This is a genomic window from Pontibacter sp. FD36, from assembly GCF_015686655.1.
Classification (GTDB): domain Bacteria; phylum Bacteroidota; class Bacteroidia; order Cytophagales; family Hymenobacteraceae; genus Pontibacter.
Genome location: NZ_JADPMP010000007.1, coordinates 56,226 through 73,142 on the forward strand (window position 1 = coordinate 56,226; position 16,917 = coordinate 73,142).

At 51.3% G+C, this 16,917-nt stretch carries 17 protein-coding genes; 7 read left to right on the plus strand and 10 right to left on the minus strand.

Features of this window, described 5'->3' with window-relative positions; translation table 11 throughout:
• Positions 1-83: 83 nt before the first annotated feature.
• Positions 84-314 carry a hypothetical protein gene (locus I0P70_RS10905; protein ID WP_196117648.1) on the plus strand — a complete coding sequence of 77 codons (231 nt, stop codon included), beginning with the start codon at positions 84-86 and terminating at the stop codon, positions 312-314.
• 1 nt (position 315) lies between these two features.
• On the opposite strand, the gene I0P70_RS10910 is transcribed toward I0P70_RS10905, so the two are convergent.
• Positions 316-594: a GNAT family N-acetyltransferase gene (locus tag I0P70_RS10910; RefSeq protein ID WP_196117650.1), complete on the minus strand. Its 279-nt coding sequence runs from the start codon at positions 592-594 to the stop codon at positions 316-318.
• Positions 595-766: 172 nt separating this feature from the next.
• On the opposite strand from I0P70_RS10910, the gene I0P70_RS10915 reads away from it, so the two are divergent.
• Both I0P70_RS10915 and I0P70_RS10920 read left to right on the plus strand, forming a co-directional pair.
• Positions 767-2,935, plus strand: coding sequence for a glycoside hydrolase family 97 protein (locus I0P70_RS10915; protein WP_196117652.1), 2,169 nt, complete (start codon positions 767-769; stop codon positions 2,933-2,935).
• A gap of 128 nt (positions 2,936-3,063) precedes the next feature.
• Positions 3,064-3,258 (plus strand): hypothetical protein, encoded by a 195-nt coding sequence (locus I0P70_RS10920; RefSeq protein WP_196117654.1) that lies wholly within the window; start codon positions 3,064-3,066, stop codon positions 3,256-3,258.
• 48 nt (positions 3,259-3,306) lie between these two features.
• Here the strand turns inward: I0P70_RS10920 and I0P70_RS10925 are convergent, their stop codons facing one another.
• The gene (locus I0P70_RS10925) at positions 3,307-7,773 is read right to left on the minus strand and encodes an IPT/TIG domain-containing protein (RefSeq protein ID WP_196117656.1); all 4,467 of its coding nucleotides are present in this window, start codon (positions 7,771-7,773) and stop codon (positions 3,307-3,309) included.
• A gap of 138 nt (positions 7,774-7,911) precedes the next feature.
• On the opposite strand from I0P70_RS10925, the gene I0P70_RS10930 reads away from it, so the two are divergent.
• Positions 7,912-8,400 (plus strand): thioesterase family protein, encoded by a 489-nt coding sequence (locus I0P70_RS10930; protein ID WP_230392127.1) that lies wholly within the window; start codon positions 7,912-7,914, stop codon positions 8,398-8,400.
• Positions 8,401-8,465: 65 nt separating this feature from the next.
• On the opposite strand, the gene I0P70_RS10935 is transcribed toward I0P70_RS10930, so the two are convergent.
• The 3 genes from I0P70_RS10935 to I0P70_RS10945 form a co-directional block, all read right to left on the minus strand.
• Positions 8,466-9,026 (minus strand): NADPH-dependent FMN reductase, encoded by a 561-nt coding sequence (locus tag I0P70_RS10935; protein ID WP_196117658.1) that lies wholly within the window; start codon positions 9,024-9,026, stop codon positions 8,466-8,468.
• 62 nt (positions 9,027-9,088) lie between these two features.
• The gene (locus I0P70_RS10940) at positions 9,089-9,586 is read right to left on the minus strand and encodes a VOC family protein (protein WP_196117660.1); all 498 of its coding nucleotides are present in this window, start codon (positions 9,584-9,586) and stop codon (positions 9,089-9,091) included.
• 81 nt (positions 9,587-9,667) lie between these two features.
• Positions 9,668-11,185, minus strand: a complete 1,518-nt coding sequence (locus I0P70_RS10945; RefSeq protein WP_196117662.1) for a hypothetical protein — start codon at positions 11,183-11,185, stop codon at positions 9,668-9,670.
• Between the two features lie 282 nt (positions 11,186-11,467).
• Here I0P70_RS10945 and I0P70_RS10950 point away from each other — a divergent pair, with 282 nt between their 5' ends.
• Both I0P70_RS10950 and I0P70_RS10955 read left to right on the plus strand, forming a co-directional pair.
• Positions 11,468-12,187 (plus strand): hypothetical protein, encoded by a 720-nt coding sequence (locus I0P70_RS10950; RefSeq protein WP_196117664.1) that lies wholly within the window; start codon positions 11,468-11,470, stop codon positions 12,185-12,187.
• Between the two features lie 11 nt (positions 12,188-12,198).
• Positions 12,199-12,801 (plus strand): hypothetical protein, encoded by a 603-nt coding sequence (locus tag I0P70_RS10955; RefSeq protein WP_196117666.1) that lies wholly within the window; start codon positions 12,199-12,201, stop codon positions 12,799-12,801.
• Positions 12,802-12,885: 84 nt separating this feature from the next.
• Here the strand turns inward: I0P70_RS10955 and I0P70_RS10960 are convergent, their stop codons facing one another.
• The 5 genes from I0P70_RS10960 to I0P70_RS10980 all read right to left on the minus strand — a co-directional run bounded on the left by I0P70_RS10960 (position 12,886) and on the right by I0P70_RS10980 (position 16,074).
• Positions 12,886-13,731 (minus strand): arsenite methyltransferase, encoded by an 846-nt coding sequence (locus I0P70_RS10960; RefSeq protein ID WP_196117668.1) that lies wholly within the window; start codon positions 13,729-13,731, stop codon positions 12,886-12,888.
• Positions 13,732-13,783: 52 nt separating this feature from the next.
• The gene (locus I0P70_RS10965; protein ID WP_196117670.1) at positions 13,784-14,116 is read right to left on the minus strand and encodes a helix-turn-helix transcriptional regulator; all 333 of its coding nucleotides are present in this window, start codon (positions 14,114-14,116) and stop codon (positions 13,784-13,786) included.
• Between the two features lie 80 nt (positions 14,117-14,196).
• Entirely contained in the window at positions 14,197-15,219 is a 1,023-nt protein-coding gene (locus I0P70_RS10970) for a potassium channel family protein (protein ID WP_196117672.1), read from the minus strand.
• A 57-nt stretch (positions 15,220-15,276) separates the two neighbouring features.
• Entirely contained in the window at positions 15,277-15,735 is a 459-nt protein-coding gene (locus I0P70_RS10975) for a hypothetical protein (RefSeq protein ID WP_230392128.1), read from the minus strand.
• Between the two features lie 36 nt (positions 15,736-15,771).
• On the minus strand, positions 15,772-16,074 hold the full coding sequence (locus I0P70_RS10980; RefSeq protein WP_040574659.1) for a hypothetical protein: 303 nt from the start codon (positions 16,072-16,074) through the stop codon (positions 15,772-15,774).
• A 167-nt stretch (positions 16,075-16,241) separates the two neighbouring features.
• Here I0P70_RS10980 and I0P70_RS10985 point away from each other — a divergent pair, with 167 nt between their 5' ends.
• The gene (locus I0P70_RS10985; RefSeq protein WP_196117674.1) at positions 16,242-16,874 is read left to right on the plus strand and encodes a DUF2911 domain-containing protein; all 633 of its coding nucleotides are present in this window, start codon (positions 16,242-16,244) and stop codon (positions 16,872-16,874) included.
• The last annotated feature ends 43 nt before the right edge of the window (positions 16,875-16,917 follow it).

The following is a 16,917-nucleotide window of genomic DNA, read 5'->3' on the forward strand; positions in this document are numbered from 1 at the left end:
GTACGGGAGAATGCGCCGGGAGATATAGATGTACCTCAACCAGAGGATAAAGCCTGCGTTATAATGATTTGATGTAGGCAATTATGGAGTACAGTTTTTCATCATTCTTCACAGGCTTGGGTTTGATCGGTATACTGATCAGTATCGTGCTATTAGTGTTTGTGGTGTGGAGTGTGATCTGGTCTTACAACGATGCCCGCCGAAGAGGGAAATCACCCTGGTTGGTGGCCCTGATGGTCCTGTTCATGGTTTGGCCAATAGGGCTGATCGTTTGGTTGTTGCTCCGGCCGCAAAATAAAGAGCAGCAGGTATAAGTTACTCCCAACACACAATGTCGTTGTATTCTTTGTGTCGCTTCACATAGGCTTCGACAACGGGGCAGGAGGGTACAATCTGGCATTTGCACTCCCTGGCATGTTCTAGTCCTTCCTTTACCAGCTTGTCGGCTATACCTTGCCCACGATGGGTTTCGGGCACATAGGTATGGTCAAAGTCCATATGTCCCTGATCGGTGATGGAATAAGTAAGCTCAGCCTCACCTCCTTCGAGGATAATATAAAAGCGGGTGTCTTCTTCGTCGTGAATGATTTCCATGGGAATATAGTAGTATTTGGAACAGGTATACGGCTTGTGGGAGAAGGTGTTAGTAAGCCAGCCTCGCGATAAAGCGATTTTTAATGTAATTTGCATGCATCATCCATAACCTGTAGGAGGCTGCGGGAGTACAATCAGCGGTTTCTACATAACATGTTTCATTTTCTACACTATGCAACAAAACGCTAACCTGATAGGGCGCATCTCACAGCGGCTGTCACTTTTCCTTTTCCTGTTCCTGATCACCGTACTGGTACAGGCGCAAACGATCACCTCTCCGGACAAGAACCTGAGCATGACCTTTGAACTGGCCGCCAACGGAGTGCCTACCTACCAGCTTACTTACAAAAAGAAGCCGGTCATCAAGCAAAGCAAAATGGGCTTTGAGATGAAAGACGTGCCTTCTATGATGAACGGTTTTGCAGTAGCCAAGACAGAACAGAATAGTGTGAACGACACCTGGGAGCCGGTATGGGGAGAACAGAAAACCATCCGCAACAACTACAATGAGTTGTTGGTGACACTCAACCAGAAAGAGCACAAGGACCGCCACATCCGCATCCGCTTCCGCCTGTTCAACGACGGGCTGGGCTTCCGCTACGAATTCCCGCAGCAGCCGGAGCTCAAGTACTTTATCATCAAAGAAGAGCATACGGAGTTCAACTTAACCGGCGATCACAAGATCTTCTGGATACCAGGCGACTACGACACGAACGAGTATGCTTATACCACTTCTCAGATCTCGCAGATACCAGGCCTGATGGAGAAAGCTACCATCGACGTGCATGCGCAGCATCCGATTAAAACCTTAGCTGTACAGACTCCTTCGATGATGAAATCTTCGGACGGACTCTACATCAACATACACGAAGCAGCTTTGCTCAACTACCCGGCTATGAATCTGAACGTGGACCCGAAGACTTTTAAGTTCAGCACGCACCTGACACCGGACGCGGTAGGTAACAAAGGCTATCTGCAAACCGATGCGCAAACGCCTTGGAGAACCATTGTCGTAAGTGATAGAGCCACGGACATTCTAGCCTCCAAATTGATCCTGAACCTGAACGAACCGACTGCTTATGAAGACGTGTCCTGGATCAAGCCAGTGAAGTACATCGGTATCTGGTGGGAGTACTTTGTGGCGGGTAAGAGCACCTGGGCTTATGGCAAAGAAACCAATGTGAAGTTAACTGACGACTATACCAAATTAACTCCAAGTGGCCGCCACGGTGCGACCACTGAGAATGCCAAAAAGCACATTGACTTTGCTGCTGAGCACGGTTTCGATGCGGTACTGATCGAAGGTTGGAACATAGGCTGGGAAGATTGGTTCGGTAACTGGAAAGAGGAAGTATTTGATTTCGTGACGGCCTATCCTGATTTTGATGTGAAGGAAGTTCAGAAATACGCGGAGTCGAAAGGTGTGCGTGTGATGATGCATCACGAAACTTCAGGAGCTGCCACCAACTACGAGCGTCGTCTGCATGAGGCCTTCCAGTTCATGCAGGACCATGGCTATAATTCTGTGAAGACAGGCTATGTAGGTAAGATCATCCCACGCGGTGAGCACCATGATGGACAGTGGATGGTGAACCACTACAACTACGTGGCCAATACAGCGGCAAAGTATAAGATCATGATCAACAGTCACGAGGCGGTTCGCCCAACTGGTTTGCACCGTACCTTCCCGAACTGGCTGGCGCAGGAATCTGCCCGTGGTACTGAGTTTGAGGCAATGGGCGGTCTGGCCCCAGACCACGCGACTATTCTGCCGTTTACCCGCCTGATGGGTGGCCCGATGGACTATACACCTGGCATTTTCCAGACGGACCTGTCGTACTACCACGGCGGTGAGCAGCGTGTGAACACTACCTTAGTGAAGCAACTGGCTTACTACGTGACCATGTACAGCCCGCTGCAAATGGCCGCTGACATTCCGGACAATTATACCCGCTTCCCGGATGCGTTTCAGTTCATCAAAGACGTAGCCTTAGATTGGGACGATACCTGGGTGCTGGAAGCCGAGCCGGGTGACTATGTGACGATTGCCCGTAAAGCGAAAGGTAAGAACGAGTGGTACATCGGGGGTATAACCGACGAAAACACCCGTACTGCCAACATCCGTTTCGACTACCTGCCAAAAGGCAAAAACTACATCGCGACTATTTATGCAGATGCGAAGGATGCCAGCTGGAATAAGAATCCACAGAAGTACGAAATCCGCAAAGTGCTCGTGAACTCGAAGAGCGTGCTGAAGCAGCATCTGGCCTCTGGCGGTGGTGTGGCTGTGAGCGTGAAGGAGGGAAGCAAGCAGGAGCAGAAGGGTTTGAAAAAACTGTAAGCTCCTTCAGCTGATACTATAAAAAAAGCGCCGTGCAGGAATGTACGGCGCTTTTTTTGGCTATAATCGAATTATTTTAAGGTATAGTTTGTATCTTATTGATATGTAAACTTTTAGCCTTTTTACTTATGAACCCAGACGAATTTGAAGAAAATTATACCCAAATCCTTCATACGCTTTTAAAAGCCTTCGCAAACAGCTCCGAAGTCGAGCCCGAAAAGTTTTATAATCTGGCCGACTCCATAGAAAAGCTGCGCGATAACAGCCCTGCACTTTACGACGCTATCAAATCTTTAGAAGACGAACAACGCGAAGCCGCTTAATTTTAAACAAGCTGACAGTGCTGTAATGATCTTAATTGAAGAAGGTTATTACAGTACCGTCAGTTTCTTGGTGACTAAACCGCGTTCCGTCTGTATTTGCAGGAAGTAGAGCCCGGCTTTGGCAGTGGGCAGGCTGATCTCCACCGCTTCGGGCCTCGGTCCGGTGATGCGGGTCTGGTGCAGGCGCTTGCCAACGGCATCGTATACCTCCATCAGCTGCACGTCAAAGTCGGCGTGGCGGAGGCTCACGGTGAACTGGCCCGAGTTCGGGTTGGGGTATACCTGGATCGCTTCAGCTGCAGGCAATTCTTCCACCACGAAATCCGCGCTGCTGTGGGCCTGTCCGCCGTAGCCGGTTATCTGCACCCTACCGGTGGTGGCCCCGCGCGGCACCCTTACCCTGTAGCTGTCGCCTAAGGCCTCCAGCACCAGCGCCTCCCGTCCGTTGAAGGTGATCTTGTCCTGCTGGCCCATGACGCCGAAGTGCGCGCCGGTGATCTCCACCACCGTGCCCACCGCGCCCGAGGCCGGCTGCATGGCCGTGAACCTAGGTCCCGGTATCACCTCGAAGGCGGTGCCTGCCGTGGCCTTCCCGCCAGGCGTTTCCAGGGTGATGAAGCCGGAGGCGGCCTGCTCGGGCACGCGCACCGTCAGCTGCCGCGGGCTGGCCTCCAGCACCTGGGCCTGTGCCTGCCCAAATCTTACGATGTTCCTGGTTTTGTCCGCGGCGAAGTTAACGCCCGTGATTGCCAGGCTCGCCCCCACGATGTCGGTCTCTTTGCTCAGGGCCGTGATCACCGGCGCGTACCACACGGTGTAGGCTGAGCTACTCACCGCCTCGCCGCCCTTGGTGCTGATCGCAAAGCTACCCGTTGCGGCATTCTCAGGCACCCGCACCGTTACCGCGTTGCCTGCTTGCTCGATGATCTCGCAGCGCAGCTCGCCCAGCGTGATGGATTCGATCAATTCCAATTGCAGGTGCTCGCCTGAGAGGGTCACCGTCTGGCCCACCATGCCCTCAACTGGGCTGAAGGAGGCGAGCACCGGCGGCTGGTAGACCTGGAACTTAGTTGTGGAGGTCACGCCTCCGTCTGGGGTGATGACTTTCAGGGCACCCGTGGTGGCGCCTGTCGGCACGAGCACTTTCAGCTCGGTGGCTGTGGCGCTGACCACGGTGGCGGCCCTGCCGTTCAGGTATACCTTGTTGTCGCCAGATTTAGCTGCAAAGCGCTGGCCGGTGATGGTAACCTCCGAGCCGAGCTTTCCGGCCTCCGGCTCAAAGGAAGCAATGCCCGGCGTGGCCAGCACGTCCTCCAGCCTCACCCGCACCGACTCGCTGATCACCGGCGGCATGTCGTAGATGCGGTTCTGGGTCACGTTCGTTCGGATGGGGGAGTTGAAGTCGAAGAAGATGTCAGCCAGGTTCTCCACCAGCGTCTTCTCCGGCAAGTCCGCCTTTGGTTTGATGCTGAAGAGGACGTAGCCGTGGCTGCCGGGCTCGTCTGCCGTGGAGTCGGGCAGCAGGATGTTGTCGAAGGTCCAGGTGAGCACTGCTCGCCCCTTGCCGCTTACCTCCACCCGGGCCGGGTGGGAGGTGGCCCCCAGCTGCAGGGTGGAGAGGTCCAGGTGCTCGGAGAGGGTGTCGACCACGACCACGCGGTAGGCCACGTCAGTGCCCGTGTTCTGGAAGCGGATCTTGTAGGTGAGCGCGGTATTGGTCGGGGTGTAGAATTCTTCCGTGCGCCCTACCGGCGTGACCAGCTTGTCGTTGGGGTCGTAGGAGTCGGTGATGGGCATGCACTCGGCGGACTGCTCGGCCTCCTCGTCGTCTGCGGGCAGCAGGTTCACCTGCCCGCGGCTGACAGAGCTAACTTCTCCGCCAGAACAGCCCTCCACGGTGACGCTCACCGAGGTGTTGTCACCGTTGCCGGATGGCTGCTCGGCCTCCAGGCGCCAGGTGTAGCCCATGGCGGGCACCCACAGCACCAGGCTGTCGCCGGCGGCCAGGCGGAACTGCTCCACGGAGGCCAGCTGCCCATCTGCGTACTTGCGGAAGAGCCCCGGGTCGGCCATGTCGGCCGTACCGGTGTTGCGCACCACGAAGCGGATCATGCCCGTCTCGGCGCTGCAGCGGCCGGTGATGGCGAGGGTCGGGGTGGGCTCGGCGGGCGTGTTGTTGGAGGGCGTGATCCAGGCGCGGGTGCACACGGTCAGGCCCCGCACCGACTCGTCGCCGCAGGTGACGATGTCCGCGACGGTGATGGTGCCCGACTGGCCCGCCGCCAGGTCACCCACGGAGAACTCGTAGGTGCCGTCCGGTAGCAGGGTGTGGGGCTTGTCGGCTGAGAGCAACCCGACCTCTTTGGGCAACTGCAGGTATACTTTGGCGTCTGCGGCGGTGGAGAAGCCGGAGTTTAAGTAGCGCACGGTGGTGGTGCTCTCAAAGCAGCGGCGACGGCGGGTGGAGGAGACGCTCACCGAAAGGTAAGGGGAGAGGACAGCGCGGTTTCCGAAGTTGATGGCATCGATGATTTCGCCTGCTCTGGTGATAGCTACATTCTTAAGTTCACCAGGCTGCGGACAGGTAGCGCTTATTTTTCTGCCAATCTGATCTGGCAGGATCGTCTGAAGTGAGTAATTGCCCGGATCAACTTTAAGTTGGTAGCTGCCATCCGCACGCGTTACCGCATAAACCGGGCCTGGCATGGCCTGCACCACAATACCAGCAAGCGTCTGATCAGACGTATCCAGGGTACAATTACTGTTTGTGTCATGATACACAAATCCTCTAATAATGCTTTGAGGTTCCTGGTAAGTAGAAGATTGATAAATAGAAAAAGTGTTGGCATAACGACCTCCCAAAATCAGCCGGGAACCACTTCTGTTAGCCGAAACATAATCCAAACTTCTTTTCTCCTCATGCAGAAGCTCCCCTTTAGCATTAAAAATTTGAAAAAGCCCTGCAATGTTCGAGGCTACGTAGATGTTACCTTTGCCATCCAGTGCAAGATCACTGTCCACATCCCATGATATATAGCTGGAACTGTACTTACCAAACTCACGGATGAATTTACCGTTGGCATCAAATTGCTGAATGCGTGTTCCCTTGTAATCGAGTACATGAATAATTCCAAGCAGGTCGACAGCGACAGCCTGGGGTACCCAAAGTTGTCCTGGATTTGGACCCCAACTGCCAATTTTTGTGATGAAATTTCCCTGGGAGCTTATTTTGCGGACTACCCCGCCGTAATAGTCTGTAACATACATATTACCTGCAGCGTCATGCGCAAGGTCAGTAAAATAGTTATCCGAATTTGCATCACCAAAATCAGTGAAGCGCTGCTGAAATTGTCCTTTGCTATTAAACTTGAAGATGGCATTGCCAGAGTAAGAGTTTTTAGAACTATTGAGGACATAGATATTTCCAAAAATGTCAACGGATATGGCACTGGGAGCTAAGATGCTCATACCCGACCCTGTGTATCCAAATTCCATGACAACGTCACCCTCATGATCGAATTTAGTTATCTTACCGGAAGAGTTCAGAATGTAAATATTGCCATCTTCATCCAGTGTAATCTCCTTTGGTGACCATTTTCTCCCCCAAGCATCAAGGTATTGCCCTTTTTTGTCATAAAGAAAAATTTGACTGTTGCCGATTTGATGACTTTGATCAACTATAAGGATATTACCTTCTTGATTAATGGCTATCAAATGACTCGATCCTATTAAGCGTCCAGGTCCTGAATCCAGAATAGATTTACTTTCATAGATTCCGTTCGCGTCAAATACAATGAATCCTTTGTAAGCATAACCATTTATTCGATTGTCAAATACATACACTTGCCCGGTTTTCTTGTCTACGTCAAGCTGAACCGGACCATTCAGCCTGGTACCGGCATCCTCGCTGTTACCAAATACAAGTAACTGCTCACCCTGGGGAGAGTACTTGATGATTCTTTTATTTGGAACGTCAAGCGCGAATAAATTGTCGTGTGCATCCAGGCTAATGCTGCCGGTGACAAGCGTTATTTCCTGCAGGAAATTCCCCTCCTTGTCAAACTTTTGAATTCGTCCATTTCCGCTATCCGCTACAAAAATTTCTTCCTTTGAATTTACTTTAATAGCATTCGGATAGTTGAACTGCCCCGGACCGCTCCCCCTTGTTCCGATCTCAAAAAGCAGCTTCCCTTCTTTGTTATATTTAGAAAGTTTTGAGACGGAATAGCTGAGTGCATATAGATTGTCTTTTGTATCAAAAGTAATTTTATAGCCATTATAGCCCCTAAAATCTATCTCGCATAAGGGATCCTTATGAATAACCTTGCCTTTAGGTGTAAACTTTTGCAACTTTTGATGAGGTAAGTAAATGTTTCCCTCGGAGTCTACTGCAATGTCCTCCTCCAGGCCTACAGTTACCCCTACTTTTTGATAAAGATCAAAGTTGGCAATCTGGGCTCGGGAATAGGTAGTGGCGGCAAGTAAAATGACTAACAATAGTAAAGTTGTTCTCATAGGCGCTCGATAACAATTTTTAAATTGGGGTATAAGTCTGTGAGTCTAGCAATTAGAATATAAACATAGCTTTATATTGGCTTATTTACCAGGGTAAATTTTAAAAAGCTACCTGTGTTATACCTGCATACCTTAACTTTGCAACTAAACCATCGTTATCACTCCGATCCGATTTTAAACGAAACAAACATGTCCCATACCTATACCAACAAAGTAATGTGGTCGCACCTGGATGCGAACATGCACATGCGCCACTCTGCCTATGCTGATTTTGCGGCGCAGGCCCGTATCGAAGCCCTGGAAGAATTGGGAATGGATCTGAAAACTTTTCAGCGCCTGCACATCGGACCGATCTTGTTCAGGGAAGAAACCACGTACCTGCGGGAAGTGGGCATAAATGAGGAGGTTACCATCAAGACAGAACTGACAGCCAGCCGCAAAGACGGGGCACGCTGGGCACTGCGCCACGAACTGTACAAAGAGGATGGCGTAAAAGCGGCGGTGATCAAAGTGGAAGGCGCCTGGATGGATGTATTGAAGCGCAAGCTAACTGTGTTGCCGGAAGAGCTGGCACAGCATTTCATGGAGCTGCCGCGCAGTGCCGACTATGTTGAGTTAGATGGATAAGGCTACACACCTACCTGACATCTATAGATGGCTCAAGTGTAGACTGATCGCCAGGACTGAATAGCTTACTGCTCCATTTTACCTTTCGCCTCTATACACCAGAGTAGTTCCTGCAAAAAGTGGTCTGCACGTTTGTCAGTGGCTTCTTTGTCATGGGCATTGCCTTCTTCATCATAATTGTCCTGCACCTTGGGTACCGGGAACATAGCGGGTACGGTCCAGGCACGCATTTTCCAAAGCGAAAACTGCAGCGAGGTAATCACCTGCGTACCACCAAAAGCACCGCCGGACACCGTTGAGATGGCCACCGGCTTCCGGTGCCATTCATCATAAAGCAAATCCACCACATTTTTGAGACTGGCCGGATAGCCGCCATTATACTCGGGCGTTACGATGATGATGCCATCCGCACCCAAAATCTTTTCCCTGAATTCCTGCATGCCGATTGTGGGCTCTTCCTGTCGGCGGTAGCGTTCGTGAAATACCGGAAAGTCATAGGCTTTCAGGTCTATGATCTCAGTAGTGGCGAGCTGGTGTTCTTCCAGATACTTTTTCAGGTATAGCACAACGCGGTGACTTTTGCGGCCGGTGCGTACGCTCGAAGAAATAATAGCGATGTGGGGCATGGGTACTATGGTTATAGGTTGCGGTTTGTATTCGAGTTGTTATCGTTTTGTCAGGAGAGTTATCATTTTTCCAGCTCACTGAGCAGGTCCTGCAGGTCGAGGGGTTGGGTATACATGGTGATGGATCCCTCTTCATCGAGGGGCCAGTTTTCCTGAGGTCGGTCCCAATACAACTCTACGCCATTGCCATCGGGGTCTGACAGGTATAGCGCTTCCGAAACGCCGTGGTCCGAGGCACCGTCGAGGCGGTAGCCGGCATCCCGGATTCGCTTTAGAATGGCAGCCAGGTCTTTGCGAGTAGGGTAGAGGATGGCAGTATGGAAAAGGCCGGTGCTGCGAGCCGGGGGTGGAGTGCCGCCTTTGCTGTACCAGGTGTTCAGGCCAATGTGATGGTGGTAACCACCCGCCGAAATAAAAGCCGCATCCGGTCCGTACATCATCATCAGCTCAAAGCCCAGCAGGTCGCGGTAAAAAGCCAGGGCCCGATCGAGGTCTGCCACCTTGAGGTGCACATGCCCGATGCGAGTCTGCGCGGGTACGGTATACTTGTCTGATGCCATGGTCTTCTGCCTTTTAGTCTTAAATACTAGCCCATACGCGCAATACAATTTTTTGTGTTGATCAAACCCTGAACGCTTAGCTTACAAACCACTCTGCGCCAGTTCCAGCAGCACATCGTAATAAGGGCGGCGTAGCATTTTTGCTTTGAGCCAGGCGTAAAAGCTCATGGCCTGTATGTCAGTGTTCTCAAAGGACTCAAACTCGAGGCTCTGTTCTACCTGCTGAAAAAAGGCTTCGCTGGCAACAAGTTCCGGTTGGTCTACCATGTGCTTGATCAGTTGCAGGTATTGCTTCACATTGTAGTATGCCGACTGCTGTAGTAGGTCTTTGAAGGTACGCTCAAATGACCGGATCTTGTTGAGCACGAGGTCTTCGTTACCCAGTTCGTACTGTAAAATCAGTTCTCCCATTTTCTTCTTCAACACCCATTCGCGTCCCATGGTCTGCTCCAGCCATTTGTCCGAGCGCTTGATGCCCAGCAGCACGCGGTTGGCTTTGCCAAAAGCTCCCTGCGCAAAGTAGTTGAAGCTTAACCCCAACAAGGCAGTCAACTGGTCACGCTGGCTCAGGTGTACCTTGCTTTTGTAGAGCAGTTTCTCCATCAGCCCGATGGCCTCTTCGTTGTTCCGCAGAAAGACCAGATTGGCTACCATCAAAAAAATATAGCGCGGGTAAAAGGTGGCATAATGGTTCTTGCCGTCCCCGCTCATGCTGTTGTGCAGGAGAGCCAGGTAGTGGATCGACTCCACAAATTTCTTGTTCCGGTATAGCACGTGCGCAATCATGTAGAGCAGGCTAAGCTTGTAGTACTGGTGCGCTTTGATGAATCCGTATTTCTGTTCTGTCTCCTGGTACTGGCTGATGATGTAAGGCTCAAACGTGAGGAAATCCTTCCGGGCCAGCACGGCACTTCGGGCGATGGACATCAGCTTATAAAGTAATAGCGGACGCTTGCTCACAGCCTCGGTCAGGTTATAACTGGCAAGCACTTCCTGTATGATCCGGTCGAAGTGCAGGTCACGGCCCTGCCTGCGGACAGCCTGCAATCGCTGATTGATAATACTGCTGGCGATGTTGGCTCTCTCCACTTCATCGGCTGCCAGTTTGTTCTGATTGCGCCTGACTATGATCTGTTCCAGGTCTTCAGCAAACTCACTGTCTGCTTTCTCGATCTGTAGGTTATAGATCGTGTTAAGCAGGTCGTACTGTTCGTTGGCAGTGGCCATTTTCTCAGCTTTGAGCAGGTAGTGCCAGGCCAACCGCTCCACACGCGCATCGAACAGGTAGCGGGCCAGGGAGAGCAAGCCCATGATCGTGGAAGCCGCCGTGCTGTCCTCTTCCATCCGCTTGAGCATGATAAAGTCAGTGAGGTGGCGGGTGAGCCTTTTGCGGAGCGCATAGTAGGCTACCGGATTCGGATCTTCGGGGTAAAGCCGGGTGATCAGTTGCTCTGGTGTGTACTGCTTTTCCTGAAGCAATAATTTATAGAGTGCCAGGTCTTTGCGGCTCTTCTTCTTTTTCTGTCGCTGAATGAAAATGCCTAACTCCCGACGGTCTTCTTCCCCCAGTGTTTCCAACGTTATTTTGAGATCGTCCATCTTGCTTTAGGTATAGCGGTTGTTTTTGTACGACATGGAGGTATGGTCTCTAGTGGCTAAATTAACTTTTGGATGAATTTTGATGGATGAAATTCGCTTAAATCTAAATTTTAAAAGTCTTACGATGTGAATATAAGTATTTGTAAGTTAGTAATATACGCTTGGTTAAATTAAAATTTAAAAGTCTGTAAAATGGATTTGCTGGCTTTCTATACCTGTGATAGTGTTGTAGGTTTGATCTATCAAAAGCAAAAGAAATAACCAATATAACACACATCGACCATGAAAAATCTACTGTTCACAATCATTGCCTGCCTTCTTTATTTTACCGGTCAGGCGCAGGACATTCTCATCAAGCGCAACGGCGACGAGCTGGAGGTAAAGGTGCTTGAGATCGACCTGGAGGCTGTTAAATACAAGCGCTTCGATAACCTGGAAGGCCCCATTATCTCGATAGCCAAAGCGGATGTATTTATGATCAAGTATGAAAACGGGACAAAGGTGACCATGAACGAGATGCGTCCAACTGTGCAGCAACCCGTTTACGCCCAACGCACCGGTTATCCGCAGGAAAACCTGAAGCTGGGTGGACCGCGCCTGGGTTTTACTGTCCTCAGCCAAAAGTACATCGACCACATCAGTAACGACTACGACACCAACGTCAATGCCTTCATGACGCAGTTTGGCTGGCAGTTTGAGACGCGGGTATTTACGCTGGAAAACGGTACTTCGGGTTTGTTTGAGTTCGTGCCTTTGATAGGTGGCCTGGAGCAGGGCAAGTTCCTGCCGAGTCTGAGTGCGCTGGTAGGTATAAGAGGGGCGAAGGGATTGGAGTTTGGCCTGGGTCCGAATGTGTCGCTTGGCGGTGCGGGCATTGTGCTGGCGGTCGGTACCAATTTCCAAAGCCAGGGAGTAAACTTCCCGGTCAACTTTGCGGTGGCACCTTCTAAGGACGGCGCACGATTCAGTCTGCTCTTCGGTTTCAACTCACGCAAATACTAAGCTGCACAGCCATGAAAAATGTTCTACTTTTGATCCTGTTGCTGGGTATACAGCAAGTGCTGCTGGCACAGGATATTATCGTGAAAGTATCGGGTGAGGAAATACCTGCCCGGGTACAGGAGATCACGCTGCACGATGTGCTTTACCAGCATCCTGATTCATTGGAGGGTATGATCTGGCGCTTGTCGAAGACAGAGGTGTTTATGGTGAAGTTTGAGAACGGAACGAAAGAGGTTTTTGAACAGCACTTAGCTGATAGTCTGTCAAGCATGGTACAGGGAATGACACCTGAGCAGCTCTTTGAACTGGGCAAAGCGGATGCGAAGCAGTACTACAAAGGCAATGGCGCCATGTGGGGTTCAGCGGCCAGTTCGATGGTCATGTTTCCGATTGGACTGGCGGGCAGTATAGCTATTGGCGCTACTGCCCCTAAAGTGAAGCCGGAGCGCGTGTCTGATATCAGCTTGCTGGAGGAACAGGATTACCTGAGAGGGTATAAGGAGCAGGCAGCCCGCAAGAAGAGAGGAAAGGCTTTGGCCGGTGTAGGAATCGGCGCAGGTATACAGCTCGGGCTGCTCATTTTGATACTGACCAGTATGCCTGTGATGCCGTAAGCGCTGCCCGCATAAAAGACAGATCGGGTGTGGTCAGAGCTGATAACTGACCACACCCGATCTGTTTTGTGTTTCTACAAATACTTAGCAGCAGCCGCTGCCCGGTGCGCAGGCCAGGTTCTCTGTTGGCTTGCTTCCGTATACCGTAATGCTGTAGATGCCGGTGTTGCTCTCTCTGAATGCCTGTATACCTGCGGCATCCAGGTAATCCTGCAGGATCTCGTCCGGCACATGGATCGCTTTCTCTTTCTGCACTGTGATGTTCTCAAAACCGACTTCACGGATGATCTGCAGGTACTCCTCCTTCTGGATCGCACCTGACACGCAGCCGGCGTACATCTCGCTGGCCTGAACAATGCCTTCCGGCAAATCGCCTACCAATACCACATCCGAAATACTGAAGTGACCACCCGGCTTTAGCACACGGAAAGTCTCGGCAAATGCCTGTCGCTTGTCCGGTACCAGGTTGAGCACGCAGTTGCTGATCACCACATCGGCACGGTTGGCCGCGATTGGAAGCGCCTCTATTTCACCTTGTCTGAACTCCACGTTGTTGAAGCCGAGTTTGTCAGCATTTTCGCGTGCCTTGGCGATCATGGCCTCTGTCATGTCCACGCCGATCACCTTGCCGCCTTCGCCTACCAACGCACGGGCAACAAAGCAGTCGTTGCCGGCACCAGAGCCGAGGTCAACTACTGTCTGGCCCTTGCTGATCTGGGCAAACTCGGTCGGTACGCCGCAGCCAAGCCCCAGGTCTGCATCCGGGTTGTAACCTTCCAGTTCGGTATAGTTATCTGCAAAAATAGCATAGTCCACGGTACCGCAACCGGTAGCCCCGCAGCACGAGGCTTCGTTCTGCTCTTTGCTTTGCAACGCGATCTCGCTGTATTTGTCGCGCACTATTTTTTTGAGTTCTTCTGCCTTGTTCATAGTTCTCAATTTAAGTTTATCGGTAAATTACGATCAATTAAAACAAATTTTTTTAACAGCAACTGCTGCCACAAGCCGTGTAGCTTTGGAAAAACACGCCTAAGGTATCCTGGGCTTGCTTCCATACATGCTCATTGATGCAGTAGCACACTTTTTTGCCGTCAATATCCCCTTGTATCAGGCCGGCCTCTTTCAGCTCTTTCAAATGCTGCGAAACCGTGGACTGGGACAGCGGCAACTCGTCTACAATATCACCGCAGATACAAGCCTTACGCTCCAGCAGCACACGCAAAATAGCAATGCGGGCCGGATGACCCAGTGCTTTGGCAAAACGGGCGATCAGGATTTCCTCTTCTGTAAATTGCTCTGTCTTCGAAAGTCCCATAGTTTAATTTATGATCGTAAAAATACGATGAATTGAAATGACTTCAAAATAATATGTCAGTTTTTTTTATGGAATGGAGTCTAAACCGGGTCAGGCCGATAAATGTCTTTCCAGCTCCAGCCATCCTGGTAGAGAAGATAAGTGAGTGTTTCGCGGCGCTCCTTGAAAATTTCTGGAGATTGAAATTCCCTTAAGCGATCCATCCGCAAGGGGATGCCCGCTTCGATCAAGGCATCCCAGTTCATAACCGGGAATGTGTAGGGTTTCTGTTCTTCGTTTTTGTGGTGTCGGTTGAGCACCTGTAAGTAAAAGTCCTGTGCGCCCCTGACCGTGAGCAGGTCTGCATCCGACGGCCTTGCTTCTTCCTGTACGCCATATTTCAGAAAGTTAATCGTCTCGTCGAAAATGCTGAGGTTAAGGATAACTGCCTGCCGTTGCTCGATGCTGTGGAAGTAGTGAATGATGGGGTACGCCTTGTGGTTTTGGCTGTGCTGGATGATCATGTCGGCCAGGTCGGCATCGTGCTGCAGCAGCCGGTCAAAGTTTTTGCCGTTCCAGCAGTTCAGCAGCATCTGTTGCGGCGAGTTGCCAAGGCTGCTCAGAAACACACTGAGCTTCACTTGCAGTATAACGGCCGAAAGCACAGGCATGATGTAGGTGATGGAGATGGTGATAAAGGCTAGACCACTAAAGGCAAGCAGGTTAGCAACGATATCCCACACGTAGCTACCGGGTTTGTAGTCGCCGTTGCCCATCGTGGACAAGGTATAGCCGGCAAAATAGAGCTTCTCCCAGGCAGTGGTGATTTCTTCCGTATTGCTATCCAACACAGAGCCCGGATCGGAGAGGAGTAGCAGAAATGAACCGAGCCACATGCCTGCCACCCAGGTCAGGATGATAAGGACCAACAGCATCTGGCCGACCCGCTCCAACATTTTCTTTTTGCCGTCATTGCCTGCCATTTTCAGGCACAGGCGCCATGTTTTTTCTGACAGGAAATTTGTCATGCGACCGCCACCCTGAAATGAGAGGGTGGTTGTAATCAGGTCACTTAACACAAATAAGATGAGGGTTATACCTGCTATCGCGTAGAGTAGCTGCATGGGATGATGGGAATTGAAATACACATGAATGGAAGCTGCCTTGGTGGAAGGCTATCATTAGCGGTTCATACGCTGGCGCATCCGGTTTACGTGGCTGGAGTCAACCAGTCCCTGTCTTTGCATACGCTGCATCATGCTACTCATCATACCCGGGTGCTGCAGCAACAGGCGGCTCATTTCGTTGCAGGCCGCCGTGTCAGCGTCGCACAGGGTCATCATCTGTTTCATGTGCTGCTGCATTTGCTGGCGGTGCAGCGAAACCATACCGCTGGTGTCACCGATCATGCCGCCCTGCATCATGTCACCCCGCATCATACCGGCTCCCATGTTCCGGTCCCGCATGTAGGCCATCATTTCAGCGCGCATCTGCTCATCTTCCAGTATGGCGTCGTATACCTTGTGTCGATCATCTTCATCGCGCAGCATTTCCTGCACACTGTCTGATTGCTGGCAACTTCCTGTGCCAATCAGCAGGATCGCCAGCAGGAGAAAGGTTGCGTACTTCATCGTTTTCATCTCGGATGGATGGTTTAGGTTGGTTTTTTTGTCTGTCTAAGCTCTTAGCTTCTGTGCCATTTCGGGCGTAATTGCTTCTGCATAAGCACCGTAAGCGTCTACCAGCACGCCTTTTACACCGCGTGAGGAAGAGATGGCGTACACCACGGAGTTGTCATCCGGATTGCTCATGCCCTCGAAGCGGTGCACCTCGTCTACTTCAAACTCCTCGGGTTTCAGCTCCATCGGTTTGGTGGTACAGACGATGCAGTTTTCTTTTAAATTAAAGTCTTCGGTATAGCCTCGCTGCTTAAGTCCGTTCAGTGCCTGGGACAGGGTATCGTAGCTGTTATCGTTCATGGTGTCTTTTAAAATTAGCGTAAATGAATGCTGCCTTTTGCTGCGTTTTCTTATACTCTTTGAGCTGTCTTTTCGTTCAGAAACTGGCATCTGGCGTCTTATTGAGATTTAATTTGTAGCTTCAGCGAACCAAAATCGTAATTTCTATAAACGATACATCTACCACTATGACAAAACGCTATACCCATCTTGCCCTTGGCGTGCTACTGGCCACGTCACTGACCTATTGTAACCAACCTGAGCAAAACCAGGAAACCACCACGACACAGGAAAGCCACGCCGGCCATAACATGCAGGCCAGCGAAGGATCCACCACCATCGGGGCGCAGGCAGAGCCGGACACCTTAAAAGGAAGCCTGAAAGCCGAGGCCCACGGCATGATCGGCGATGCCCACCTGACCATAGCATACCATTCCCCGGCCGTGCGCGGGCGCCAGATCTGGGGAGGACTGGTAGCTTATAACCAGGTTTGGGTAACGGGAGCACATACGGCTACCAGCCTGATGACGGACAAGGATATCACCATAGGAGGGAAGCCACTGCCGGCCGGTAAGTATGCCTTGTTTACCATACCTGGTGAGCAGGAGTGGACCATCATCATCAACAAAAACTGGGACCAGCACCTGGCTGATGACTATGCCGAGTCAGAAGATGTGCTGCGTTTCACCGTGCAGCCCGAAATTGCGCCTGTCAAACAGGAGAGACTTCGCTACGAAATCGTTTCCGGAAATGGTGGAAACGGTACGATCCAGATCACCTGGGACATGCTGAAAGTGTCGCTGCCGGTTACCCAGCAGTAGGGCTATACCTACTAGGCAGCAACAAAAAAGGACAGGCCTAAAC